This is a genomic window from [Clostridium] innocuum (assembly GCA_012317185.1).
Classification (GTDB): domain Bacteria; phylum Bacillota_I; class Bacilli_A; order Erysipelotrichales; family Erysipelotrichaceae; genus Clostridium_AQ; species Clostridium_AQ innocuum.
Map to the genome: position 1 here is coordinate 1,911,867 of CP048838.1, position 25,892 is coordinate 1,937,758.

Below are 25,892 nucleotides of genomic sequence, written 5' to 3' on the forward strand. Positions count from 1 at the left end.
GTGAAAGTATGCAGACATTAACGAAGAGAGAAAAAATATTGCTGTATGTATTATTGTGTATTGTTGTTTTTGCCGGAGGGCTGTTCTGGATGCTATTGCCGGCATTGGAAAAGCATAACACACTGAAGGCGGAATATGATACTGCCCAGCTGGAGCTGCAGTCAGTGAAGGCATCGATGATTGACTATGGTGATTTGGATAAGCAGCTGAAGGAGACTTCGGAGGAGCTAAAGAATATCAAGAATAAATTTTATGAAGAAATGAATAAGGAAGATGTTGATAATCTTATCACCTCCATGACGATTGAGCATGGACTGACGCCTGTCAGCCTGAGTATCGCCGAGGCTGATCAGGAAGACATTCTGAGCTATACCGAATATCAGCTGCAGCAGAAAAAAGGTTCTTCCTCCAAGAACAAGGATGGAAAACTGAAGGTTTATAATGTGAATCTGAGTGTGTCCGGTGCAATTACGGATGTTCAGACACTTGTAGATGATGTGAGAACGACAAAGTCATTAAAAGTATCCGGTATTACATATTCGGAAGAGGATGATGAAAAAACAACAACGATTACATTTAAGCTGTTCATGATATAAAGATAGAGAGGTGAGAATATGAGAAGAAATCAGAAGGGATCGGCTTTGCTGTGGGCCATCACCGTCATCATGGTTTTGATGATAACCGTTGCAGCTGCACTGGGTATTTCATATTCTTACTATAACAGAAGTGTAAACAATAACAGCAAGCGCCAGGCTTATCTGACCGCAAAGGGTGTTATTCAGAATATTGTAGAGAAAATCGAGCTGGACAACAGTGATTATATCGCTATGATACCAGAAGAGGAAAACCAGTCAACACCATTGAATATAGATATTCCGGAAGCGTCCAATATCGGAAAGGTGACGGAAGCGAAAATTTCCCGTGTTGCGGTGGATAAGGATAAAGATATACGTGGCAAAATTACGATATCGGTTACTGTGGATTATGCAGAGCAGACAGAGACTGTGAATGCCGATATGCAGCTGGGAAGAACCGGAGATTTGAAAAAATGGCAGTTGTTAAAATACTATAAAGGACAGGGTGCTGAGGTACAGGAAAATATCAATATCAAGAATGCGAAGATTATGATGTCGCATTTAACACCTTTATATGAAGCAGCGTGCACAGGTAATAAAGTCATGCAGGAATATGTGAAAAGCGATGCTGAAATATATGAAAGAATGATTGCAGAGTATGGAGAAACATGGGAAAAATATGCCAACAATGGATATTATAGCAACGATCGTATGAGAGAATATCTTTACACAGGTGTTTATAACAGCAGCATACCGAAATTCGATAATAGTGCAGCATCAAATTTTCCGGAAAAATTTGAGGGTAAAACATTTTATATGAAAACCTATTGCTCGGATGGCAAGAAATTGTCATTTGTATATGCGAATGAAAAAAGCACTATGAATAATGGCGATTGGGAAGCTTCTATGATATTTAATGTTGAGGATGGGCATTGGTATGATGTAACGGAACTCAATGGCAATAAAATTATACCGCTTAAAATTTTAGGTGAGCTGGTAGATGGTAAAGAACCTGAAAATGAATTGCTTAAATGGGAAGCGTTTAAAAAGAAGTATTTTATACCGGAACGATGTGTTGATTAAAGATAGAGGTGATGGAAATGAATAAAAGGGGTATGACTTTAATTGAAATGATTGCAGCTCTAGCGATTCTTTCCATAGCCAGTTTAACGCTATTTGGAGGATTTTCTGCAGTATTAAAAATTATGGGGAATTCAAGCACAATTAAAAACAACAGTGATATGCTTCTTTCTTATGCAGAAGAAACAATGAACAATGATGTGCGAGATAATATTCAAATAGATACAGATAAAGTAACCTATACGATTTCATCTGATCGTGTAAGTGTACCTGTCGCTAGAAATATAGCAATACTGAATGTAAAGGACGATGACAGAGTACATCTAAAGGCACTGGAAGAACCGGGTAATCAGGAAAAAGTAAAGAATACTTCCGTTTATAAAGAATTTAAATCAAATCTTGATGAATTTTATAAGTCAATTAAGAAAGCAAGAGAAGCACATGAAGAAATGGAAAACGGGGATTCCTATAACGCTTCTTTGAAAAATGTGCATATTCTGATGTCATCTAATTGGATACAGTTTCCAAAAGAGCTTCTTCCGGGAAGTTATCGCTCAAAGCTTGGAGCACAGGATGTTTACGTCTTTCCATATTATCCATGGGAGATAAAAAAAGGCGATTTACAGCACGACCATGGTGGTCTTATAATCATGTTAAATCCAAGGAATGAATTAGTAGATACAGATATAGATTTCGATGATTATCTTTATATGATTTATGATTATGATAATGAACGCTGGTATTATTGTGATCAGGACACTTGTAGAATCAAGGTTGTTTTTTCCTCTTCAGATGGAAAAGTGCTGTATGATGTGAAAAATAATGGCTATATCAAATCTTGGACAGATATGAAAGACATTGTTAAGAATCCGAAAAATGGATGGAAAGTATTGGATATCGATGCAGAATATAATACGAATACAGATTCTATGTGGAAGAGTGTAAGCTGATGATGGAAGGAGGCGGCAGGTATGCACTTGAATAAAAAGGGAATGACGTTGATTGAAGTAATTGTAGTTCTGCTGCTGTCCTCCATTTTAATGGTAATTGCGGGTGGTCTGCTTTTGAATAGTATGGGGTATTTTAATCGTACGGCACAAAGCAATTATGAGAAGCAGGCTGTGGATGCTATTTCATCCTATGTAAGGGGGCAATTGGTTTATGCCAGTGAAGTACAGATTGCCACGCAGAAACCGGATAAATCTGATGACTGGCATTGGATTTCAGTAAATGACGATAATCGCCTGATGAAGGATGATACGGCAGTATACAATGCTGATTTTTATAGAGGAAGGAATTTGAAAATCACTGCAAAATGCTATAGTGATAATTATCGTTTGGATTTATCTTTCGCGTTTACTGATAATGAGAAGCAGGTTTATAAAACAGCTTCTACGCTGGAACTGGTGAATATTAAAGCAAAGGATAAAAAAGGAGAAGCTATTGCTAATGCAGGAATAAAAGGAAAACAGGTGGATATTTCAGATCACGATCAGGCAGAAGCAGGCTATAAAATCTATTATAAAATAAATGGGGCATTGAAGATCGTGGATGATCCGGATTATCAATATCCGGATATCGATTATGATGATCCTGTATTTGAAGGTACCGTATACGATGAGCTGATGTGTAGAGATGCTTCCATTACCAAGCCGAATGAGGCAGGGAACAATAAGGGAACATGGCTTGCAAATCATGATTATAAAAAAGGGGAATTTGTTGATTATCTGGGTATGACATATCGTGCAGTAAAGGATGTTAGAAATGGAAATGATCCCTTGACGAATCATGGAAATGCATGGAAGCCGGTAAATCCTCCATATTGGGTGAAGGGTGCCAGCTATGAAGCAGGGGATGTTGTTATATACCAAATCACAAACACATATTATCAAGCAACAGTGCAGATTCATAATAGCGTGGAGTCACCGGATAACGATAAGCAGAAATGGCATAGGTTAAATACGGCGGAATTGAATGAGATTATAGAAGAACATAAGAGTAAAGATTTTTGTGATATAGATAATAAAGATGAAGGCGATTGGACTGTCGGGGGAGAGAAAGCAAGATGCGATGCACCAGAAAAACAATGGAATGTTGGGCAGGTAATTGAGCCTGGAGATTATGTAGAAGACCCAATGAATCCAGGTCAGTGGTATCGTTATGTATATTCATCACCTTTACAGCCTAATGCTCAAGAAGATAACGCTTGGGCTCCAGGAGGCGTTGCCAGAAATTATTGGAAGAAAATTGATGAAGCTTGGAATACGAATGGAACATATTTTAAAGGAGATATAGTTTCATACACCGTGAATGGAAAAAAGTTATTTTATCAAGCTCTTCAACGAATAGATGGTGTTTGGAATCCTTCTACTATAAATGCTGGATGGTCCAAAGGTTTTGAAAGTATTGAAGAGTTGCTTGGAAATACTAATATATCTGTGACTTGTCAGACATATAGTTAATTTAAAAAGGATGTGTAGAAAATATGAAAAATATACCAATAGGTGAAGTGCTGAAGGATTACGGTTATATCAATGAAGAACAGCTGCAGAGGGCACTTGCAGAACAGAAAAAGGATCGTTCCAAACGGCTTGGACAGCATTTGATTGATTTAGGCTTTATCAGTGAGAATCAGATGCTGAAGGCACTGAGTGATAAACTGAATGAGCCGATGGTTGATTTGAACGAAGAAAAAATCGAAGTAGATGCTGTTGCGAAGATACCGAAAGCACTGGCGCAGAAATATAATTTGATTGCCATCAGCGAAAACAACGGGCGCCTGACGGTAGTAACAAGTGATCCTTTGAATTTCTACGGAATCGAGGATGTACGTCTGGTGACCGGCATGAATATTTCCGTATGTCTGTGTGAAAAGGCGGCAATCGACCGTGCCATTGATTACTACTATGCGGAAATCAAAGCCAGAGAAGCAGCCAATGTGGCAAATGAAAACGTTGTATCCTTTGAATTCGATGATACCGAGCTTTATAACTCGGAGGAGGATGACACACCGGTTGTTAAGCTGTTCAACAGTCTTCTGACAAGAGGCTACAATGCCAATGCCAGTGATATACACATAGAGCCGTTTGAGGATAAGACAATGGTTCGTATGCGTATTGACGGTATGATCGTGGATTATGTGCAGCTTGCGAAAAATCTGCACCAGTCGCTGATTGTCCGAATCAAAATTGTAAGCAATATGGATATTGCTGAAAAGCGTGTTCCTCAGGATGGACACTTTCTAACCACGATTGAGGGAATTCGTATGAACCTTCGTGTCTCTGTGATTCCAACTGTATATGGTGAAAAAGCTGTTCTGCGTTTTCTGAACAGCAATACGCCGATTCTGAATGAAAAGCAGTACGGCATGAATGCGGATAATTATGCGAAAATGTGTCGTATGATGGAGATGCCGCATGGAATCATCTATATTACAGGACCTACCGGAAGCGGTAAAACAACAACACTGTATATGATTCTGGAAACGCTGGCAAAACGGCAGGTGAATATAGCAACCATTGAGGATCCCGTGGAGAAGAATATCGAACGCGTGAATCAGATGCAGATCAATACCATGGCGGGACTGACCTTTGAGCGCGGACTGCGGGCATTGCTGCGGCAGGATCCGGATATTATTCTGGTCGGTGAAACACGTGATGCGGAGACGGCATCCATTTCTGTACGAGCTGCCATTACCGGACATCTGGTATTGAGCTCTCTGCATACCAATGATGCAATCAGCTCGATTGTCCGTCTGGAGGATATGGGAATTGAACCATATCTGATTGCGAATTCACTGGTTGGAAGTGTTTCACAGCGACTGGTGCGTACGATTTGTCCGCATTGCAGAGAAAAGCTGAAGGCGACAGAGCTGGAACGTCAGGTGCTGGGAAAAGAAATAGAATATGTATATCGCGGTGCAGGCTGTCATCATTGTAACCAGACAGGCTACAAGGGAAGAACGGCTGTGCATGAAATCATACTGATAGATAAGGAAATGCGGAGAATGATTTCTTCTCACAGAGATATTGATGATATCTATGCCTATGTGAAGAAATCACAGCAGCTGCATACCCTGAAGGATGAGGCTGTGGAGCTTGTAATCAATGGACAGACAACGATGGATGAACTGTATAAGATTACGGCTTACAGCGATTAGGAGGTCTGTTTATGAACGATTTACTGGAAGGTATGATTGCCTATGCCAGAGAGCATAGCTGCAGTGATATCCATTTGAATGTCGGTGGTCCCGCCATGATTCGGGCAAATGGCGTGCTGCGGGAATATCCCGCATTCATCAAGGATACACAGACGACAGAGATGATCCTTTCTATGGTGGATGAGCGGTTGATGGAGGATTTTAAACAGGGGAAGGATCTGGACTTTACCTATGTCAGCAAGGGAGAGAACCGGCAGAGAGTGAATGTATACCGCCAGCAGGATAAGCTCTGTGCAGCGATTCGTATCATCAATAATACGATTCTGACACTGGATGAGCTGCTGATGCCGGATATTTTGAAGCAGCTCGCTATGGAGCCGCGCGGTCTTGTACTGGTGACCGGACCTACCGGCAGTGGTAAATCCACGACGCTGGCAGCTGTTATGGACTATATCAATGAACGCAGAAACTGTCATATACTTACGATTGAGGATCCGGTGGAATACGTGTATCAGCGTAAGCAGGCGCTTATTCATCAACGGGAAATCGGTCGGGATGTGGACAGCTTTGATACAGCGCTTCGCAGTGCCATGCGTGAGGATCCGGATGTCATTCTGGTGGGAGAGATGCGTGACTATGAAACAATTGCAGCTGTCGTTACACTGGCAGAGACCGGACACCTGGTGTTTTCCACTCTGCACACCATCGGGGCAGCAAAGACAATTGACCGTATCATCGACGTATTTCCACCTCACCGTCAGGAGCAGATCCGTATGCAGGTTTCCGGTATACTGAAAGCTGTAATTACGCAGCAGCTGCTTCCAAAACGTGATGGCAGCGGACGAATTGCCGCGCTGGAGGTTATGATTGGAACAGATGCGATCAGCAGCATGATTCGAGAGAATAAGGTCCATCAGATCAATTCCATTATACAGACAGGGATGCGTGAGGGAATGCAGTCTTTGAACTTTGCTTTGGCACGTCTGGTGCGAAACGGCATGGTGACAAGGGAAGTGGCAGAGAAATACAGCGATGATCCGCAGGAGCTGAAGCAGTATCTGCAATAGAATCCGGTTTCAGCAGTGCACAAAATAAAAATCAGACTTGTAAACAACGTGCAAGTTCTGTATAATAATAAAAGAAAACGTTGAGCAGGAGTAGTAATTTGGACACCGCAGGACAGGGAGAGCTGATGACGCACTGAGAGTCGGCACACTGCAGGACCTTATGAATTCACCTGTGAGTGGGATTAATGCACCCCCGTTCCATGACGGTTATCCATGACAGAAAGTAAGTGTGTCGCATGACGAAACAGGATGGTACCGCCCGCAAGGGTTCCTGTGTCTTGTGGCTTTTTTTATAAGCAGAAAGGAAGTTGAATATGGAAAAGCTAACGAGTATCAAAGAAGAAGGTCTTTCCCAAATCGAAGCATGTGAGGACCTTGCCCAGCTGCAGCAGCTGCGTGTGCTGTATCTTGGTAAAAAAGGGCCGATTCAGGAAGTGATGAAATCCATGAAGGATTTGCCGAAGGAGGAGCGCCCGGCATTTGGTCAGCAGGTAAATGAGGTTAAGACCCTGTTTGCGAATGCGATTGAAGAACGCAGGGCAGTTTTGGAAGTCGCAGAAATGGAAAAGAGGATTGCGGAAGAAAAAATTGATATCACCCTGTCCGGTCAGAAGCCGAATCTGGGCAATGCACATCCGCTGATGATCGTACAGCAGGAAATGGAGGATTTATTCATCGGTCTGGGCTACACGGTAGAGGAAGGCCCGGAAGTAGAGATGGATCTCTATAACTTTGAGCGTGCCAACATACCAAAGGATCACCCGGCCCGGGATATGCAGGATACCTTTTACATAAATGCGGAAGAGCTTCTGCGTACACATACCACGGCAATTCAGACAAGACAGCTTGAAAAATTTGCTCAGGAGGGCAAGGAGCTGATCAAGGTCATCTGTCCCGGGAAGGTATATCGCCGTGACGATGACGATGCAACCCATTCCCATCAGTTTATGCAGTGTGAGGGGCTGGTTGTCGGTGAACACATCACGCTGTCCGATTTAAAGGGGACGCTGCAGTTTCTGGCACAGAAGATGTTTGGGGAAGAACGTGTGATACGGTTCCGTCCAAGCTATTTCCAGTTTACAGAACCAAGTGTGGAGGTTGATGTCAGCTGTCATGTATGTGGTGGCAAGGGCTGTCCGGTCTGCAAGGGAACCGGCTGGATTGAAATTCTGGGTGCCGGCATGGTACATCCGAATGTTCTTTCCATGGCAGGATATGATGCGGAAAAGCTGAGCGGTTTTGCTTTCGGTATCGGAATTGAACGAGTGGCAATGCTGAAATACGGAATTACGGATATCCGTAATTTCTATACCAATGACATTCGTTTCTTGAAGACATTCAACCGGTTTGAGTAGGAGGACGCTGACATGAAAATAAGTAAGAAATGGCTAAGCCAGTATATGGACTTATCCGATATGAGCATAGAGGAAATTGCGGATAAAATAACGTCTGCCGGTCTTGAGGTAGAGGGCATTGAAAAAATGAGTCAGGGAAGCAATCTGGTCATCGGTAAGGTGATAAGCTGTGAGGATCATTCGGATTCCGATCATCTGCATGTATGCCAGGTTGACCTTGGAGATAAAATTGAACAAATCGTATGCGGTGCGCCAAATGTGGCAGCCGGACAAAAGGTAATTGTGGCTCGTGTCGGAGCGAAGCTTCTGGGTGGTGACATCAAGGCAGGTGTTATCCGTGGACAGGAGTCCAATGGAATGATCTGTTCCCTGCTGGAGCTGGGCGTTGATCCGCATCAGCTGAGTGAGGAAAGCAAAAACGGCATTGAGGTGCTGGATGAGGATGCACCGGTGGGGAATGAAAATCCGCTGGGCTACCTCGCTCTGGATGATGAAATTCTGGATGTGGGATTAACACCGAATCGAAATGACTGTATGGCTGCGTGGTCCATGGCACTGGAAACAGGTGCGATTCTGCATAAGGAAGTGAATATCCCATATGTAGAGGGTGCTGCCAATGTAGGGGAAGCAAGCAGGCTGATCGTTCGCAGTGAAACAGAGAAATGTCCGCTCTTTTTGGGAAAGGTCATCAATTCCGTAACCATTAAGCCTTCACCGAAATGGATGCAGGAGCTGTTGATGGCAGCCGGAATGAAGTCAATCAACAATGTTGTTGATATCAGTAATATTGTTATGCTGGAAACAGGGCAGCCGCTGCATTTCTATGATCTTGATGCTATTCCGGCACAGGAAATCACAGTGAAGGATCAACAGCGGTTTGATTACACAGCACTGGATGGAGAAAGCTATCACATTGAAGAGGATGATATCGTCATTACGACAGAGGGGAAACCAATCGGTATTGCCGGTATCATGGGAGGTGATGATTCCAAGATTGAGGAAACGACAAAGGGAATCATTATCGAGGCAGCAATCTTCCATCACGTATCCATCCGAAACACCAGCCGCCGTTTGAATCTTGGCACGGATGCCAGTGTCCGCTATCAGAAGGGTATCGAGCCGATGGCCACCTTCAAGGCTGTGGATCGTGCAGTGCAGCTGCTGATTGAATATGCAGATGCAAGTGGATTGGAAGAAACCAAGCAGTATGGCAGCAACGGCTATACACCGTTGGAATTTGATGTGAATCTGGATCGCATCAATGTTCTACTTGGCACGGATTTCCAGCAGGAAGAGGTTATGAAGGTACTGGATGATCTGCATCTGGAGCCGTCTGTTAACAATTCGGATATTCATGTGAAAATCCCAAGCTATCGAATGGATCTGGCAATCGAGGCCGATATCGCAGAGGAAATCATCCGCATTCTGGGATATGACCGTCTGCCAAGTACAATGCCGAAGATGCCTTCCACTGTCGGAGCGCTGAACAGACGCCAGCAGCTGCGCAGAAAATACAGAAATATGCTTTCTGATCTGGGCTACAATGAAGCGGTTACCTATTCTCTGGTTGGGAAAAAGGAAATCGAGGATGCAGTCATGCCGCACAAGGACATTGTCGAGCTGGCAGCTCCGATGAGTGAGGATCACAAATATGTACGGGATTCCATTCTGCCGAGTCTGCTGGAGTGTGTGGCTTATAATCAGGCGCGTTCCATCAAGGATATTGCATTGTTTGAAATCAGCAATGTCTATGGATTGGGACACGTGGAGGAACGTCTGGCTGTGGCAGCAAGCGGTGCTCTGCAGGAAAACCGCTGGCAGAAATTCCGCATGGAGGTGGATTTCTATACCGTGAAGGGACTGGTCGAGGCACTTCTGGAGAGTATCGGTTATCAGGGAAGCCGTGTAGTGTTTAAGGAAAATCATACCGATATTGTACATTTCCATCCATATCGCAGTGCAGAGGTGTATCTTGGAAGAGAGCTTCTTGGACTGGTTGGTCAGATTCATCCGAAAATGGCGCAGGCCTATGATATTACAGAAACACTTGCTCTGGAAATCAATCTGGAGGTTCTCTTGAAGAACAAGCCGGGAAAGGTGAAGTTCACCGAGGTAAGCAAATATCCATCCATCAGCCGCGACCTTGCATTTGTCGTGAAGGAGGATGTTAAGGTAGCGGATATCATTAGCAGCATTAAGAAAAACGGCAAGCTGGAGAAAGAGAATATTATCCAGAATGTGGAGGTGTTTGATGTTTACACCGGAGAACATGTGGAGAAGGGAAGCAAGTCTATCGCGTTGAGCATTGTTTTCCAATCTGCACAGCGTACGCTGAAGGATGCGGATATCAATGAAATCCACAACAGGATTCTGGAAACACTGGAGAAGGATCTGCACGCACAGCTGCGAGCATAACCACCTGTTTCAGGAATACCGATAATTTATAGAAAGAGATGACAGGCATTTCGCACATGTCATCCTTTTTTTATATCTGCTTTCAGAAATCAGGATGCCATGTAGAATCCAATGGCAGCGTACATAAAAAACATGGAACGGTTGCGAAAGAAACAACAGAAACAGCCTTATTCTTTTGATTTCCCTGTTATAAGGAAGGCAATAAATGAAGCTGATATGCAAAAGGGCTGTACCGGTTTGATTGCGCATATAATCCCTATCATGCCGCAATTCTATATGCCTGTAAAGGAAATAAAAAAACGCGCCTTTAACTCTACATTATATAGAGAAAATGCGTGTTTATGCTGAGACGGCTGTTTCCCATCCTCTTTACTTCTTTCCGGACTCATGCTGGAGACGGAATACAAGAATTTGCGGAGGAGCCAGCAGGCGCATGTCGATATCCTTGGTTCCAAGACCATTGGATACATACAGACTGGTACCATTGATATCATAGGAGCCGTGATTATAGGTTGCAGCTCCTTCCATGGTATGCAGCGGTCCTAATAGCGGCAGATAGATCTGTCCGCCCAAAGAATGCCCCGCGATGATCAGATTGAGATATTTTGTATTGATTCCGCTTGTTTTTACAATATCGGGACAGTGCGTCACCAGAATATTAAATTCGTCCTCACTGACCTTTTTCATAGCCCTGTCCGGCTGCGGATCGCCGTTCAGCATATTGTTTAAACCGATCAGTGATATGCTGGAATCGCCCTTGTTTCTGAGCCGTATACTGGTATCACTCAGAATTTCAAAATCGCTGTCATATAAAATCTGAGAAACGATCTTCTTTGTCTTGTCATTCGCCAGATCCTCATCACCGAGAACGGCGAACTTGCCAAGTGGTGCATCGATGCTTTTCAGGATGGTTGTCAAATCCTTGCTCATCTGAGAATCCGGAGCCTTTGTCTGCGGGTTGGAGAACATGTCACCACCGAAAATCACAACATCGGCACCGGTTGTATTCAGCTTGCTGATCATACTCGTAAGACGTTCTTTGTTCATGTATTCATTGTATTTGATATCGCTGATGAATGCGATTTTCAAATCGTTCATATCTTCCGGTATCTTGCTGGAGGAAATCGTCTGATAGGAGAGGTTCACACGGTCTACGGAAATATAGATGGAGTAGAAGAAGACTCCGGCGACGATCAGAGCAAGAAGTATCAGGACAGAAACGATTTTAAGTAGTTTTTTTACCATTGCCGACACCTCATATTCCTTACTATTCTATCATAAATTGCGGTGCATTGCCATAAGAAAAGACAGTCGTTTGACTGTCTAGGATTGTGCGTTCTGCGGTTCCTTCTTTTTCGCCGGACGCTTGGTTGCTCTGGCAGCTCTGGCCTGTGCCATGGCAGCCATTGCCGTCTTGGAATTGATAATGACAGGGATGACGATCGGATTACGATGCGTCTTGTTATACAGGAACGGCTCCAGTGTCGAGCGCACACAGTTCTTCAGCTCGGAGAAGGTGGTGCGTTCCTTCATTTTCTCATTTAAAGCCGCATACACGATCTGCTCAGCTTCGCGCAGCAGACCCTGTGAATCCTTGATGAAGACAAAGCCCCGGGAAACGATGACCGGCTTGCACAGCACCTTGTTTTCCTTGGAATCTATCGCAATGATAGCGGCAACCAGACCGTTGTCAGCCAGAATGGTTCGGTCCTTTAGGACGGCTGTGGATACACCGCTGATGTCATTGCCGTCAACATATATATCATCCGCCTGAATTCGCCAGCTGCTTTCAAACACCTGATGATTGCGCAGTATCAGAACATCACCGTTTGCACAGGTGAAGATGTGATCATCCGCCAGTCCGGTTTCCTTTCCGGTTTCCTTATGCTGCACCAGCATTTTGTATTCGCCGTGAATCGGCATAAAGTATTTCGGCTTGATCAGCTGCAGCATCAGCTTCTGTTCCTCCTGAGAGGCATGTCCTGTTGTATGCAGATTGCTCAGGATGGATTTTGTCAGTACATTGGCACCGGCGCGAAACAGCTTGTTGACCACCTGATTGACGCTTGCTCCGTTGCCCGGAATCGGACTGGAGGAAAAGACAACCGTATCGCCTGGAATCAGCTTGATGTAGCGGTGAGTTCCATTCGCAATCCGTGACAGGGCGGCCAAAGGCTCTCCCTGACTTCCGGTACATACAATACAGGTTTTGTTTGCCGGTGTGCGTCCCAGCTGATCCGGACTAAGGAAATGCTGCTCGCCAACCTTGATTTTACCCATTTTGCGTCCGATCGTCACAACATTTTCCATGCTTCGTCCAAAGATGATCACCTTTCTTCCGCAGGCAACTGCAGCCTCCAGAATCTGGGATACACGGTATACATTGGAAGCGAAGGTTGCGACGATGAGCCGTCCGCTTGTTTTTTTCATCGTATCGAGAATTTCCGCTGCCACCTTTTTCTCGGAAATGGAGAAATCCTCCACACCGGAATTGGTGGAATCGCTCAGCAGCAGATCGACACCGATCTGTCCCATATACGCCATGACCTGATAATCGGAATTGGTGCCGACCGGGGTTAGGTCAAATTTGAAATCGCCGGTATGAACGATGCGTCCGTTCGGCGTGTTGATCAAAATTCCCAGAGAATCGGGAATGGAGTGAGTCGTATTGAAGAAGCCGCATGTGAAATGCTGCATCTTAACCGAGCTGCGATCATTGATTTCAATGATTTTCACACTGCGCAGCATTCTGCGCTCCTCCAGCTTTTTGTTGATCAGTGCCACTGCAAAGGCAGGGGCATAGATTGCCTCAATATCCACGCTTTTTAACAAAAACGGGATCCCGCCGATGTGATCCTCGTGACCATGGGTGATGATCAGAACCTTTCGCTTGCGGTTATTTTTTACCAGATAGTTGTAATCCGGAATGACATAGTCAACACCGAGAAGGTTTTCCTCAGGAAAACGAACACCAGAATCGATAATCAGTATCTCATTCTCGTGTTCAAAGCAGTACATATTTTTACCGACCTCGCCCAGTCCTCCCATAGCATAGATGAGAGTGTCTCCGCGTTCCGTATTGATTTTATTATAACTGTTCTTTGTATTCTCCTGATTGTTTCTCGGTGCAGTGTTGCGATTATTTCGATGATTGTTATTCATAAATAACTCCTTTCTTATCATACCTTAGTTGAATCTGCACCTGATATCTTTTACTATTATAGCATACTTTGAAAAAAATAAACGTGTTTTCCCGCTAATTTTCCTATGTAAGCGCATGTCTTTTACTGACTGCGCCGTTCAGCCATAAGAAAATGCTCATTTCTGAGCATTATTCAATGACGATTGCTGTTGGATCCTCCCGCCATGGATCCTGTTTGTTTATGCGGTCATAAAACAACGTTCCTGAAAAATGATCGATTTCATGCTGAAGGACAATGGCCAGATAATTTTTAGCCTTTATCGTTATTTCCTGCTTCTGCAGCAGATCATATCCCTTCACGGTGATTCGCGCAGCTCTGGGCACGATACCCTCATGCTCATTCTCAACGGACAGGCAGCCCTCTCCGTTTTTCAGATAGGCGCGCTGCACGGACTCGGATACGATTCGCGGATTGACAAGCGCATATTCATCAACCCCCTCCTCATTAGGGACAACCACGGCCAGCATTCTTTTCGGAACGCCAAGCTGTATAGCGGCGATTCCCACCGCAGGACGAAGATTCTCTTTCTCTGCAATTTCTGCATCCTGTGAGTCTTTGACATAGGTCAGCATGTCATGCAGCAGCGTTTCATCCTCAGCACAGAGGGGAAGCGTGACAGGTTCACTTTTCGTACGAACGATTGCATCTGTATCTTTTACAATATCATCATAGTTCAAACTCATATGCAAACTCCTTTTCTTACGATACTATTTTAAACGCTTTTCTCCGAGAATGGAAGTGTTTTGCGAAATTATTGTGAAAAAACATGGAATCTATGATATTATAAAAGATACATGAGAAATGAAAAAGGGAGGAATGCGCATGCGGATAAAAAATATAGTCCTAACGCTGAAGATGCCGAAAAAATTTGATTTTCTAATGCAGTTTGCCGTGCTGATTCTAATCCTGTTCGGTACTCTGATGATCGTATCCACCAATGTTGGAAATACGACCAAGGATCCCTATATCATACCCAAGGTTCTGGCAAAGCAGCTGTTTTTTATCATCGTATCCTATGTGCTGATGACCTTTTTTGCGAATAATTTTACAATGAAGCGCGCACAAAAGCTGTTTCCTATCTTTGGTATCGGCATCATCATCGCATTGTTTTCCACACAGCTGTTTGAAGGTGTGCTGGGAAGTAAGGCATGGATTCGTATTCCGATACCCGGTCTTGGCGAAATGACGATTCAGCCGTCAGAGTTCGCAAAGGTTTATATGGTTGTCGTGATGGCGGTATTTGTAGAGCTGACGGCCCGAAGGCGCAAGTTTAAGTTTTGGACGATTGTCCGTATTCCGGTATATTTTTTCATGGTAATCGCAGCCGCTATCCTGCTGCAGAAGGACTTGGGAACTCTTTTTGTTCTGGTTCTGCTGTGTGCCATCTGTTTTCTGATACCTTCGCATATCAGCTTGCGCAAGCAGCAGCGATGGGTGCGTCTCGGATTGATCATCGGATGTATCAGCATTGTATTTATCATGAGTGAGCCTGTTATTGATTTCCTGAACGGCATCGGACCTTTACAGCATGTTGCCGTCCGTATTGAAAATGCGCTGAATCCGTTTACGGACCCGCATAACAACGGGTATCAGCTGATCAACGGTCTGTATGGCTTTGCCCGCAGCGGCTTTACGGGAGTCGGACTGGGAAATTCCATTCAGAAATACGGTTATCTGACACAGTCGGACAATGACTTTATCCTGTCGATCATCGTTGAGGAGCTGGGGATTTTCGGACTTATGGTCGTTGTGCTTGGCTATGTGGTCATTTTGCAGCGGCTGTTCTATTATGCCTTTCACACGAAGAGTGAGGGCTATAAGGTCATACTGGTAGGAACCGCCATGTATATTTTCATTCACTTTGCACTGAATGTCGGCGGAGTGAGCGGCCTGATTCCGCTGACCGGGGTACCGCTGCTGTTTATTTCCAGCGGAGGGTCCTCCCTGATGTCCATTATGACGGCAATCGGTATTTCCCAGTCTGTCATTTCCAGAATACGAAGACAGGGCAGTGTGGCAGTCAGTGCGGCAGCCAAGCAGCTGCCACATACATAAAAAAGAGCCCTAAGGGGTAAAGGGCTCTTTAAGAAAGGGAAGAGGAGAAACAAAGATTGGGGGGTAACAGCCGTTTTACCGGCTGCACTATTATACTTCCCCTATGCATTTGCTTTATACATGAGGAGTTGAAAAAAATGAGAATTGTTGCAGGTGAATTTCGATCCCGTGTGATTTCAGCGGTCGAAGGCAATACGACACGGCCTACAACGGATAAAATCAAGGAAGCTGTTTTCTCCCGTATCGGGCCCTATTTTGACGGAGGAAACATGCTCGATCTATTTGGCGGCAGCGGGAATATGTCTTTGGAGGCGATTTCCCGCGGTATGGAGCATGCGCTTGTTTGTGATGTCAGTTATGCAGCTGTATCAACCATTCGTAAAAATGTGAAGACGCTGGATGTTGCCTCACGGGTGACCATCTGGAAAATGGATTATCGTCAGGTGCTTGCCAAGGCTTCACAGGAACAAAGAACCTTTGATCTGGTCTATCTGGATCCCCCGTACAAGAAGCAGCAGATTTTGCATATACTGCAGTATCTCGATACGCATGATCTGGTGAATGAGCTGGGAGATATCATCTGTGAGAGTCTGAAGGAGGATGAATTTCCTGATCAGGTAGGTGCTTTGCATAAGGTAAAGGATGTCACCTATGGAATTACCCGCATAACGTATTATCGAAAGGAGTGCATGGAATGAAAACAGCAATCTTTCCCGGAAGCTTCGATCCTGTTACACTGGGGCATCTGGATATCATTGAGCGCGCCAGCAGATTGTTTGATCGCCTGATTGTCGTTATCCTGGAAAATTCAGAAAAACATGCCACCTTTTCCATGGAGGAGCGTTTGACATTCCTGCGCAGCAACACAGCGCATCTTTCCAATGTCGAGGTAGCCGCTGATCACGGCCTGACGGTTGATTTTGCCAGAAAGCAGGAGGCGGTTGCTATCGTGCGCGGTGTGCGGAGTGTGAAGGATTATGAATATGAGCTGGATATCGCCAGTGTGAATCAGCATATTGCGCCTGAGGTGGAAACTGTACTGTTGTACGCATCCCCGGAATTTTCCTATGTGTCCAGCTCTATCATACGGGAGCTGGTGAAATACGGACAGGATATTTCTGCTTATGTACCGAAGGATGTAACGGAGGCCTTTGTGAATAGATAAAAAGCAGGGAAGGGAAAAGCAGCGGATAGGTATATCATTCCTAACGCTTGAATACCGGTATAAGCTGTTTTAAATTAAAGAATGAAATTCCTAATATACCGATATCAGGGAGAGACGTTTAACAGTAACGGAAATATTGAAAATGAATGAAGAAAAGGAAGATGACGCGGCCTAAATGCCTGATCATCTTCCTTTTCATGCTTCTCAATCAGCTCCGCAACCTGCGTGTGGCTCTTTTTTTATGGCAACATGAATATCAGTATCTGCTGGAGCTTAACAGCGTCTGCTTAATCGAACGATCTCTGCCGTAAGAGAAAGAAATCCATGTCTCGTAACGCTGCCACACCCATGTCATGTAGTTCTTTGATAGCTGCAGGGCTTCTATATGAGCTTTGAGACATCATTGGCTTGTGCCCGGTACCGCCTGTGCATCCTCTTCAACAGTGTCCGGAAGATAGTATTCATATTGTTCCAGTATCTGTGATTGCGTTAGCCTTCGATATTTTATAAAACGATAGCATAGAAGAATCACTCTTGCGGCTTCCACTGATAAGATCAGGATCAACAGCTGACACAGGGCAGTCAGAAAGCCTCTTTTTATCATTTTTATCAGTGTTGAAATCAGGTAAAGCAGAAATGCAGCAACAAAATAATTGTGTGTTTTATGCTCGGCTTCTTGAATTGCAGCTTCCAGCTTTCGCATATAGACAGGGAAGTGAAACAGCTCAATAAAGAAAAACAAGGCGCTGATCAGCCACAGAGTGGAGATGCTTTGCTGCATGAGCTGTGCGACAGCTGTCTGCAGACTGGAAGAGCATAACTTGAAAATCGAAGAGGCGGTAATGAAAAGCATGTGCAGAAGTGTTTGTATATTCAAAAAGGTGAAGGCATGATAGGTGATCACCATGCTGTTTTGGACATCCAGTTGATTGGCCGATACAGATTAGCCGGAAACAGCATACAAAGGATAAGACCTAAAATGGAGAAATCCGACAGACGTCTACGCTGCGCTGCACTTTCATACACGATTGCGCGTCTATGAATATCTGCCGGTGGAATGCCTGCATAGTCTTCCTGCGAATACGGCTCCCAGCTGCCTCGGCGAAACCGTTCTACCTGAAAGGGAACAGCTTCAAACTTCAGGCGCTGCAGAAGAATATGCAGCAGCTTAGGGTCTTGATAACATCCTGCAGAGAAGGTGGCGATGCTTCTGTTAGCCAGAATTGCATCGAGTACCGCTTTTCGATCAAAGCCGAATTCCTCCAGGATGTCTGCGGCAGTCATCGTGGCTGCTGTATTCCGTATGGTAAGCCGCTCTTTCCGCATCATCCGTAAAGGCATCCTCGTCATAGACCATTTGCTCAAATTCTACAAATTCTTCCCTTCTGCGGTAAAACAGTCGGTAAGCGGTTAGAAAGCGACATCCAAAACCGGTAAGGGTAAATGCCGGAACAGCAAGCAGCACCATATACAGCAATGGCTGCAGTCGCTCGGGTAACAGCAGCTGGAGGAGGAGCATGCACAGAATAAAGATGCCCAGAGCGCGTAGGAATGTTTTCTGCAGAAGGTTCGCCGGATGATAGCTTTCCTTTTTTATTCGATTCATAAGAAAGCATCGCATGCATGCATAGCAGGGAATACAGGCAAGCAGCACGAGCATACAGATATCCATGAGGTCTGTGGACGATGCCACATACATCAATATCATATACCCGGGTATCATCGTCAGAAAAAGGATGCCCCAATATAAACTCCTTTGTATGAGCGCTGCATGCGTATGCCATTGCAGAAGGTAATACTGTATCATGACTACAATGGATATCAAAGCGGCCAGTGTGCAGCAGCCATACATGAACAGGGTGGACAGATAGGAGGTTCTTTGCTCAGCTGCAATATATTGCAGTGTGGCAAGAAACCATGAAAGGTTTGTAACAACAAAAAAGTGGACATTGCGGTGCATACGGCTGCCAGCAGCAGAATCGCATTTGCAGCCTGGCTGCTTTTGGTAACGGTGATATGATGTTTTACATAGGCAGTAATAGGATCGTACATGTGAAACACTCCATTCCTTTTATAGTTTATCATACATTTGAGAAAGAGCCAACGATGCCTGATGGTTATGTAGAAAATTCGATAAACTGAAAAAGAAGCTATACGGTATTCCGGAAGAGAAGCATGATTCCTGGACATACATGCACCTTATAGGATGATATTTTGCATACCCCGAAATATGCGATGCTGTACAGCTTTTGTTATCGTACTTTCAAGATTCGCAGAGCCTTCTTAATTTTGTAAGTAAATATTCAGATTGGGCACATAGCATTTCAGGTCAAAGCATGGTATAATTACAAGGATATTGCAGAAAGGATGAACCGTATGAGTTCGATGCATTTTCAGCCGCCGAGTCAGGATGCGGTTAAAAATAAATTTATTACGTCCATGAGCATGCTGCTCATTGTTGTCAGTCTTTATGTTACCTGCTATATGCTGTTCTTTCGCACCGTAGAGGTGGATGTGACAAAGGATGCAGGTATCGAATACAGGGGAGAGGATGGTTCCGCCAGTGTGCGGGTAATCAATCGAAACCAGAATTACAATCAGCGTATACAGGAGTTTATGGATTCCATCACCTATGAGGTGAAGCCGGCGAAAAAGCTGAAAAACGGTGATGAGCTGACCATAACCGCCCGATATGATGAAACGCTTGCCAGCCGTTACCATGTAAATCCGATTCAGACTGTTCGCAGAGTGAAGGTGAAAGATCTTCCGGAGCGGTTTGCGGATGTAAATGAAATCCCTGCTTCGTTTCTTTCTACGCTGGATGATCGAACCAGGAGCTATCTCAATAAAAATATGGAACAGATATTAAATGAGGATTTCACCTCATTCTTCATCCGTTCCCAGCCGGAGCTGGTCAATCAGAAGCAGATGTATCGTGTCTTTCTGGATGGAAAGAAATCCAGTGCAAAGGATAAAATCATCGATATTTATGCAATAACGGCAAAGGGTGAGGTCAACACCTCCAGCAAGAAGGAGACACTGGAGATGAAGGAGGATACCATTTATTATATGATTACATATAATGAAATCAATACATCCTTACGTATACTGGATGAGAACGTGTATGGAGAAAAGCTGATTATCTCAGAATCTAACGATTTGACGAAGGAAACGCAGTTTACCAGCTTTATGGAGAGCAAGTACAAGAGCGCATATGAGGTTCAAATCATGAAATCCGAAGCAAACAGCTGATATACCGGATATGGATTATATAAGGAAGTATAGTTCTTTAAACACACACAACGAAAGGCTGTCTGCACTGTTAGACAGCCTTTCGTTGTGTGAAAAGCAGGGCTATTTCAGTAAGGTGCCAATTGCATCCAGATCCTGCGGGTCACTCTTGTCAAAGCGGATCACGCAGGCGTCCTGCTCGCTGTAGCGGGGAATCAGGTGTACATGAAAATGCATGACACTTTGTCCGGCCACCTCATGGATATTGCTTAATACATTCATTCCCTCGGCATGGGTACGCTCCATAATGCGTTTTGCGAGCATCTGTGCAACCTCCATGACATGCTTCATCAGCTCCGGCTCACAGCTCATGAAATTCTCTGTATGCTGCTTGGGGATTACGAGCGTATGTCCCTTTGTCACCTGTGAAATATCAAGAATGGCAAGCACGGTATCATCCTCATAGATGCGGGTTGCGGGAATTTCACCTTTTACGATACTGCAGAATATACACATAAAAATCCTTCCTTTCCTTTTTACGTATTATAGCAGAAACAGGCAAAAAGAAAAAGAGCACGAAGCTCTTAATCCTGAACGATATAGGATTCATTGGTGGATTTGATACCGTCATAAATATCCTTATCGTAAACTGTGAAATCATATTTTTTCAGATAATAAGCGGTTGCGGCCGGCTCGATATCGGTAGATGCTTTCTCAACGATGCTGTTGATGGCATCCTCTTCAAAATCCTTCGGTGTTGCGTTTGTGACCTTCACAACATAGTATTTCTTGCTGGATGTATCCTCCATCACACTTTCAATCAGACCCTTTTTATTTGTGGATTTGATCTTGTCAAACACCGTTGTCGGCAGTCCGCTTTTGGAGTTATAGATTTCCTCTGATCCCTTGTAGGTGGTTGTTGATCCGTATTCCTTCACAACAGCCTTGAAATCCTTGCCGTCCTTGAGTGCCTTCAATGCATTTTCCGCTTTCTTCTTGGAATCAGCCTCCAGAATCTGTGCCTTAACAGGATAATAGCTGTCAAACATGGCTTTTTCCTTAGCTTTTACATACTTTTTGTTTAATTCCTTCTGCTGCAGTCCCGGATAGATGCTTTTTTCCTTATACTGCTCCAGATTATCAAAGCCGTACTGCTTCAGTGTGTCCTGCAGACTGTCACCATACATGCTCTTCAAGGATTTTACAGATTCCTCTGCTTCTTTTTTCATGGCGTCTGAGACCTTGATATTTTCCTTCTTGTAGATCTGTGTCTTGATCAGGCTCAGCGTTTCGTTTGCTCCTGCGCTGGTTTTGATCAGACCGTAAATATCACCGTTGGTTATTTTGTTGCCTTCGATGGTGATCAGTGCTTCGCTTCCGTTTGAAATTCCTGCCGTGGCATCCTTACAGCCTGCCAGAGTGAACAGCATCATAGCGGCGAGCAGTGTACAAAGCTTTTTCATATCTCTCGTCCTCCTATTCCTTTACGTCCAGGATGTCCATGATCTGTTTTTTGACATCATCATTCGCATATTTGATATCCAGCTTCTTTGCAGCTTCCCACAAATACGTGTTGGACAGGTTTTCCGTACCGCTGGCAATCGCCTTGTACAGGGAATCCTTTGCCTTCTTGTCTTTTTCCAATTTTGCTTTATCCGTTTCTTCCACCTTGATCAAGTGCCAGCCGTTGTAGCTGTCATTGCTTTCCTTGACCCAGTCACTGGTTTCTTTGGCCTTCAGCTTGAAGGCGGCATTCTTGAAGCTGTCCACATAAGAGGTGTCGGAATCCATATAGCCCAGATAGCCGCCATCACTCGCACTGCCATCATCACTGTATTTCTTGGCAACATCCGCAAAGCTGTCACCCTTCTTTAATGCATCCTCAACCTTCTGCACCTTTTCCAGTTCCTTCTTGGTCGGCTTGTTTGCATCCTCCATCTTAATCAGGATATGGGAAACCGTACGGGATTTCTTTTCCTTGTAGATTGGTGTAAACAGCTCATCCAGATGCTTGGAAATGTAGTCATTCTGCATTTTTTCCATTTTTGCCACGGTCATGCAGTAGTCATACAGCTGGTCGGAGGTAAATCCGTATTGTGCGATGTTCTGCGAAATCAGAGCCTCTGCATCGGTACCGCTGCTGGCTGCCTGACTTTCCGCACTCTGCTTGATATTGGATTCATACTCCTCCGCCGTCTTTTTCAATTCATCCGTAGTCTTGATGCTGCTGTTGATAACCTCTGCCTGAAATTTCATGAACAGCATACTTTTTCCATACGTTTTACTCAGATTCTTATACAGCTCATCGGCAGTGATATTGACATCACCCTTCAGTCCTGCAACCACATCTTTGCCATCGACACTTTTTCCGGGAAGCTTCCCCTTGTTGGTGTCATAGACGCTGAATATCGCAAAGCCGATAAAAATCAGCGCAATCAGTACGACAAACCATTGCTTTTTCAGTATCTTGATCATAATGTCCTCCTAAATGAATACCGTAATATTATAGTGTATTTGCCTTTCAAATGCAATTTTTTGGAAGTCTTTCCTGTAATTTCACACAAAAGTTCAGAAAGAAATCACATGGCATTCGGTATATGTCACAGAAAGGTTGAGTTTTGTAAAATCAGGGTTTTGCGGCTGTTTTTTATACAATTCCTATTTCTTTTGTATGAAATACAGCGAAATCAATCGTTTGAATTGTGAATTGCAGGAAAATTTGGTATGATAATAACCGGACGAAAGGATGATAATGATGAGTTGTTTACGTATTAAGGATCTGCACGTCAGTGTAGATGGAAAAGAAATTTTAAAGGGGCTGTCCCTTGATATACATAGCGGAGAAACCCATGCACTGATGGGACCTAACGGGAATGGAAAATCCACCCTGCTTGCGGCCATTATGGGCAATCCCAAGTTTCAGGTGACCGGTGGAAGCATTACACTGGATGATCAGGATGTTTTAGCCATGGAGGTGGATGAGCGCAGCAAGGCCGGACTGTTTCTGGGAATGCAATACCCAAGTGAGGTCAGCGGTGTTACCAATTCCGATTTCCTGCGTGCTGCCATCAATGCCCGCAGGGAGCGGCCGATCCCATTGTTTTCCTTTATTCGTGAAATGGAAAAGACAATCAGAGATTTACAGATGAAGGAGGATCTTGCGCACCGCTTTCTCAATGAGGGCTTCTCCGGTGGAGAAAAGAAGCGCAATGAAATCGTCCAGATGAAGCTGTTGAAGCCGTCGATCGCCATGCTGGATGAAATTGATTCCGGACTGGATGTGGATGCTTTGAAAATCGTAGCCGAGGCTGTTGCGGCTATGCAGAGGGAACAGAATATGGGGCTTGTGATCGTATCCCATTATGCCCGCTTTTATGAATTGCTGAAGCCGACCCATGCGCATGTTCTCGTGGATGGACGCATCGTTGTCAGCGGGGGAAGCGAGCTGGTGGAGAAAATTGATCAGCAGGGCTATGACTGGATCGAACAGGAATACGATGTGCAGGTTGTCAGAGAGGAAGAAAAGAAAGTCGAGCTGCTTGGCTCCTGCGGCGCAAGCAGGGGTGCATAATATGGAATATAGCGTACACAGCGGCTTTGAAACGCTGGCTCTTTCACCCCGGAATACGGAAAAGCTGAAGCTTGTGGTGGACGAACGCATAAACGCTTCTCTGCTTGTGACATACAGTGGAACGTGGGAGTCTTTACAGGTGGAGGTCATCGCTTCTCCATACAGCTCATTAACGCTCATGCTGAAAAACGATGGCAGTGAGGATGTGGTGCTGCAGGTAAGCGGCAGTGTCTACCGTGACGCCTCCCTGACACTGGCTCTGTGTGAGCTGAATGCAGGCAATACACAGGCAAGGGTTACCCTTGATTTATGTGAAGAGGGGGCTTTTGCCATGCTGCGCAGCGCATGCATTGCCGCAAGCCGCAAGCAGTTTCACATGCAGTGCAATCATTTGCAGGCACATACGGAGGGTCTCATGGAAAACTATGCCGTCGTGGAAGAAGGCGGACAGTATCGCATGGAGGCCACCGGAAAAATCATCAAGGGTGCCAGGGAAAGCAATTCCCATCAGAAGACAAGAGTGCTGACGATGAGTGAGCGGCACAGCAGTGAAGTGGTGCCTGTGCTGCTGATTGATGAAAATGATGTGAAGGCAAGCCATGCGACAACGCTTGGACAGCCGGATGAAAATCAGCTGTATTACCTGCAGACACGCGGGCTTTCCCGCCGGCAGGCTCTCGGTCTGCTGACCGTCGGCTATATCATGCCGATCACAGAGCTGTTTGATCAGGAAGAAGTACGTACTGCATTGAAGGACGAAATCGAAATGAAGGTGGGTCTACATGCTTGACAATGCAAATATCAGAAAAGATTTTCCTATGCTGCAGAAAACCATGCAGTCACATCCGCTCGTTTATCTGGATAGCGGGGCAACGACCTTAAAGCCCCGGCAGGTAATCGATGCGGTCGTCAACTATTATGAGAATTACGGTGCCAATGCGCACCGCGGAGATTATGATCTGAGCTATTTTGTGGATCAGGAATATGAACAGACCCGCAAGGATGTCGCAGCCTTTCTGCATGCGGCGGATGCACGGGAAATCGTTTATACAAGCGGAGCCAGCTCTGCTTTGAATCTGGTGGCATACGGCTATGGCCGCAAGTTTCTGCAACGGGGCGATATCATTTTGACCAGTGTGGCGGAGCATGCTTCGTGTGTGCTGCCGTGGATGCGTGTTGCACAGGAATGCGGAGCTGTTGTTCAGTATGTGCCGCTGGATGCGCAGGGACGCATCACCCTGGAGGCAGTTGCTTCCATGATGAATGAGCGCGTGCGTGTGGTTGCACTTGCACACATCAGCAATGTGCTTGGCTATCTGGCACCGATGCGTGAAATATGCGAGCTTGCACACCGCTATGGAGCCGTGGTTGTCGTGGACGGTGCGCAGAGTGTGCCGCATATCCCGCTGGATGTTGTCGCTATGGACTGTGATTTTCTGGCGTTCTCCGCGCACAAGATGTGCGGACCGACCGGAATCGGAATACTCTATGGCAAGCTGGAGCTGTTAGATGCCATGGATCCGCTGTATCTGGGCGGGGACAGCAATGCACGCTTTGACATGTGCGGAAATATTCAGCTGAAAAACGCACCCTATAAATTTGAGAGCGGCACACAGCCGATTGAAGGCATCTTCGGTCTGCATGCAGCCTTACAGTATATCCAAAGCATCGGACGAAAGAATATCCACGCATGGGAAATGGAGCTGCATGACTATGCGATCCGTGAGCTGCGCAGGCTGGATAATATTGAGGTATACAATCCGGATGCAGACACGGGCATCATTACCTTTAATGTAAAAAATGTATTTGCACAGGATGCGGCGACCTTCTTCAATGCGAACGGGATTGCCGTGCGCAGCGGACAGCACTGTGCCAAGCTGTTAAACAATATGCTGGATACGTCCGCAACCATCCGGGCAAGCTTTTATCTGTATACATCCTATGCGGATGTCGATCGGTTTCTGGATGTATGCCGCAGAGCAACCATGGAAGCCTGTCTGGATGTCTTTTTTTAGG

The 25,892-nt window shown here is 45.0% G+C and carries 21 protein-coding genes and 1 pseudogene; 15 read left to right on the forward strand and 7 right to left on the reverse strand.

From position 1 onward, the window contains the following. Positions 1-8: 8 nt before the first annotated feature. From G4D54_09165 to pheT, 8 genes are all read left to right on the forward strand, one after another. Positions 9-596, forward strand: coding sequence for a hypothetical protein (locus G4D54_09165; GenBank protein ID QJA02583.1), 588 nt, complete (start codon positions 9-11; stop codon positions 594-596). Positions 597-614: 18 nt separating this feature from the next. Next, on the forward strand, positions 615-1,658 hold the full coding sequence (locus tag G4D54_09170; protein QJA02584.1) for a hypothetical protein: 1,044 nt from the start codon (positions 615-617) through the stop codon (positions 1,656-1,658). A 17-nt stretch (positions 1,659-1,675) separates the two neighbouring features. Further along, positions 1,676-2,605, forward strand: coding sequence for a prepilin-type N-terminal cleavage/methylation domain-containing protein (locus G4D54_09175; GenBank protein QJA02585.1), 930 nt, complete (start codon positions 1,676-1,678; stop codon positions 2,603-2,605). Positions 2,606-2,626: 21 nt separating this feature from the next. After that, on the forward strand, positions 2,627-4,117 hold the full coding sequence (locus G4D54_09180) for a type II secretion system protein (protein QJA02586.1): 1,491 nt from the start codon (positions 2,627-2,629) through the stop codon (positions 4,115-4,117). Between the two features lie 23 nt (positions 4,118-4,140). Continuing rightward, positions 4,141-5,814, forward strand: a complete 1,674-nt coding sequence (tadA, locus tag G4D54_09185) for a Flp pilus assembly complex ATPase component TadA (GenBank protein ID QJA02587.1) — start codon at positions 4,141-4,143, stop codon at positions 5,812-5,814. Between the two features lie 11 nt (positions 5,815-5,825). After that, on the forward strand, positions 5,826-6,881 hold the full coding sequence (locus G4D54_09190) for a type IV pilus twitching motility protein PilT (protein QJA02588.1): 1,056 nt from the start codon (positions 5,826-5,828) through the stop codon (positions 6,879-6,881). Between the two features lie 314 nt (positions 6,882-7,195). Beyond that, the gene (gene pheS, locus G4D54_09195; protein ID QJA02589.1) at positions 7,196-8,236 is read left to right on the forward strand and encodes a phenylalanine--tRNA ligase subunit alpha; all 1,041 of its coding nucleotides are present in this window, start codon (positions 7,196-7,198) and stop codon (positions 8,234-8,236) included. A 12-nt stretch (positions 8,237-8,248) separates the two neighbouring features. Further along, on the forward strand, positions 8,249-10,651 hold the full coding sequence (gene pheT / locus G4D54_09200) for a phenylalanine--tRNA ligase subunit beta (protein ID QJA02590.1): 2,403 nt from the start codon (positions 8,249-8,251) through the stop codon (positions 10,649-10,651). Between the two features lie 369 nt (positions 10,652-11,020). Here pheT and G4D54_09205 read toward each other — a convergent pair whose 3' ends face one another. The 3 genes from G4D54_09205 to G4D54_09215 form a co-directional block, all read right to left on the reverse strand. Continuing rightward, the gene (locus G4D54_09205) at positions 11,021-11,896 is read right to left on the reverse strand and encodes a metallophosphoesterase (GenBank protein ID QJA02591.1); all 876 of its coding nucleotides are present in this window, start codon (positions 11,894-11,896) and stop codon (positions 11,021-11,023) included. 78 nt (positions 11,897-11,974) lie between these two features. Then, complete coding sequence (locus tag G4D54_09210; protein ID QJA02592.1) at positions 11,975-13,813, reverse strand: ribonuclease J; 1,839 nt, start codon at positions 13,811-13,813, stop codon at positions 11,975-11,977. A gap of 169 nt (positions 13,814-13,982) precedes the next feature. Continuing rightward, positions 13,983-14,537 carry a peptide deformylase gene (locus G4D54_09215; GenBank protein QJA02593.1) on the reverse strand — a complete coding sequence of 185 codons (555 nt, stop codon included), beginning with the start codon at positions 14,535-14,537 and terminating at the stop codon, positions 13,983-13,985. Positions 14,538-14,676: 139 nt separating this feature from the next. Between G4D54_09215 and G4D54_09220 the strand changes: the two genes are divergently transcribed. The 3 genes from G4D54_09220 (at position 14,677) to coaD (ending at position 17,074) form a co-directional block, all read left to right on the forward strand. Next, positions 14,677-15,909: an FtsW/RodA/SpoVE family cell cycle protein gene (locus G4D54_09220; protein QJA02594.1), complete on the forward strand. Its 1,233-nt coding sequence runs from the start codon at positions 14,677-14,679 to the stop codon at positions 15,907-15,909. Positions 15,910-16,046: 137 nt separating this feature from the next. Next, on the forward strand, positions 16,047-16,607 hold the full coding sequence (gene rsmD / locus G4D54_09225) for a 16S rRNA (guanine(966)-N(2))-methyltransferase RsmD (GenBank protein QJA02595.1): 561 nt from the start codon (positions 16,047-16,049) through the stop codon (positions 16,605-16,607). Next, entirely contained in the window at positions 16,604-17,074 is a 471-nt protein-coding gene (gene coaD, locus G4D54_09230) for a pantetheine-phosphate adenylyltransferase (protein ID QJA02596.1), read from the forward strand. The genes rsmD and coaD overlap by 4 nt, the downstream gene beginning before the upstream one ends. Positions 17,075-17,474: 400 nt before the next feature. Here the strand turns inward: coaD and G4D54_09235 are convergent. Next, positions 17,475-19,126: pseudogene (locus G4D54_09235) on the reverse strand (hypothetical protein). Positions 19,127-19,450: 324 nt separating this feature from the next. On the opposite strand from G4D54_09235, the gene G4D54_09240 reads away from it, so the two are divergent. Beyond that, on the forward strand, positions 19,451-20,326 hold the full coding sequence (locus G4D54_09240) for a hypothetical protein (protein ID QJA02597.1): 876 nt from the start codon (positions 19,451-19,453) through the stop codon (positions 20,324-20,326). Between the two features lie 102 nt (positions 20,327-20,428). Here the strand turns inward: G4D54_09240 and G4D54_09245 are convergent, their stop codons facing one another. The 3 genes from G4D54_09245 to G4D54_09255 form a co-directional block, all read right to left on the reverse strand. Then, the gene (locus G4D54_09245; GenBank protein QJA02598.1) at positions 20,429-20,821 is read right to left on the reverse strand and encodes an HIT family protein; all 393 of its coding nucleotides are present in this window, start codon (positions 20,819-20,821) and stop codon (positions 20,429-20,431) included. A 68-nt stretch (positions 20,822-20,889) separates the two neighbouring features. Continuing rightward, positions 20,890-21,768 carry a hypothetical protein gene (locus G4D54_09250; protein ID QJA02599.1) on the reverse strand — a complete coding sequence of 293 codons (879 nt, stop codon included), beginning with the start codon at positions 21,766-21,768 and terminating at the stop codon, positions 20,890-20,892. 13 nt (positions 21,769-21,781) lie between these two features. Next, positions 21,782-22,780 (reverse strand): foldase, encoded by a 999-nt coding sequence (locus G4D54_09255; GenBank protein ID QJA02600.1) that lies wholly within the window; start codon positions 22,778-22,780, stop codon positions 21,782-21,784. A 277-nt stretch (positions 22,781-23,057) separates the two neighbouring features. On the opposite strand from G4D54_09255, the gene sufC reads away from it, so the two are divergent. From sufC to sufS, 3 genes are read left to right on the forward strand one after another with little or no spacing between them, the layout of a single operon-like run. Further along, on the forward strand, positions 23,058-23,876 hold the full coding sequence (gene sufC, locus G4D54_09260) for a Fe-S cluster assembly ATPase SufC (GenBank protein ID QJA02601.1): 819 nt from the start codon (positions 23,058-23,060) through the stop codon (positions 23,874-23,876). A gap of 1 nt (position 23,877) precedes the next feature. Then, positions 23,878-24,666 carry a SufD family Fe-S cluster assembly protein gene (locus G4D54_09265; GenBank protein ID QJA02602.1) on the forward strand — a complete coding sequence of 263 codons (789 nt, stop codon included), beginning with the start codon at positions 23,878-23,880 and terminating at the stop codon, positions 24,664-24,666. After that, positions 24,659-25,891, forward strand: a complete 1,233-nt coding sequence (sufS, locus tag G4D54_09270; GenBank protein ID QJA02603.1) for a SufS family cysteine desulfurase — start codon at positions 24,659-24,661, stop codon at positions 25,889-25,891. The genes G4D54_09265 and sufS overlap by 8 nt, the downstream gene beginning before the upstream one ends. The last annotated feature ends 1 nt before the right edge of the window (position 25,892 follow it).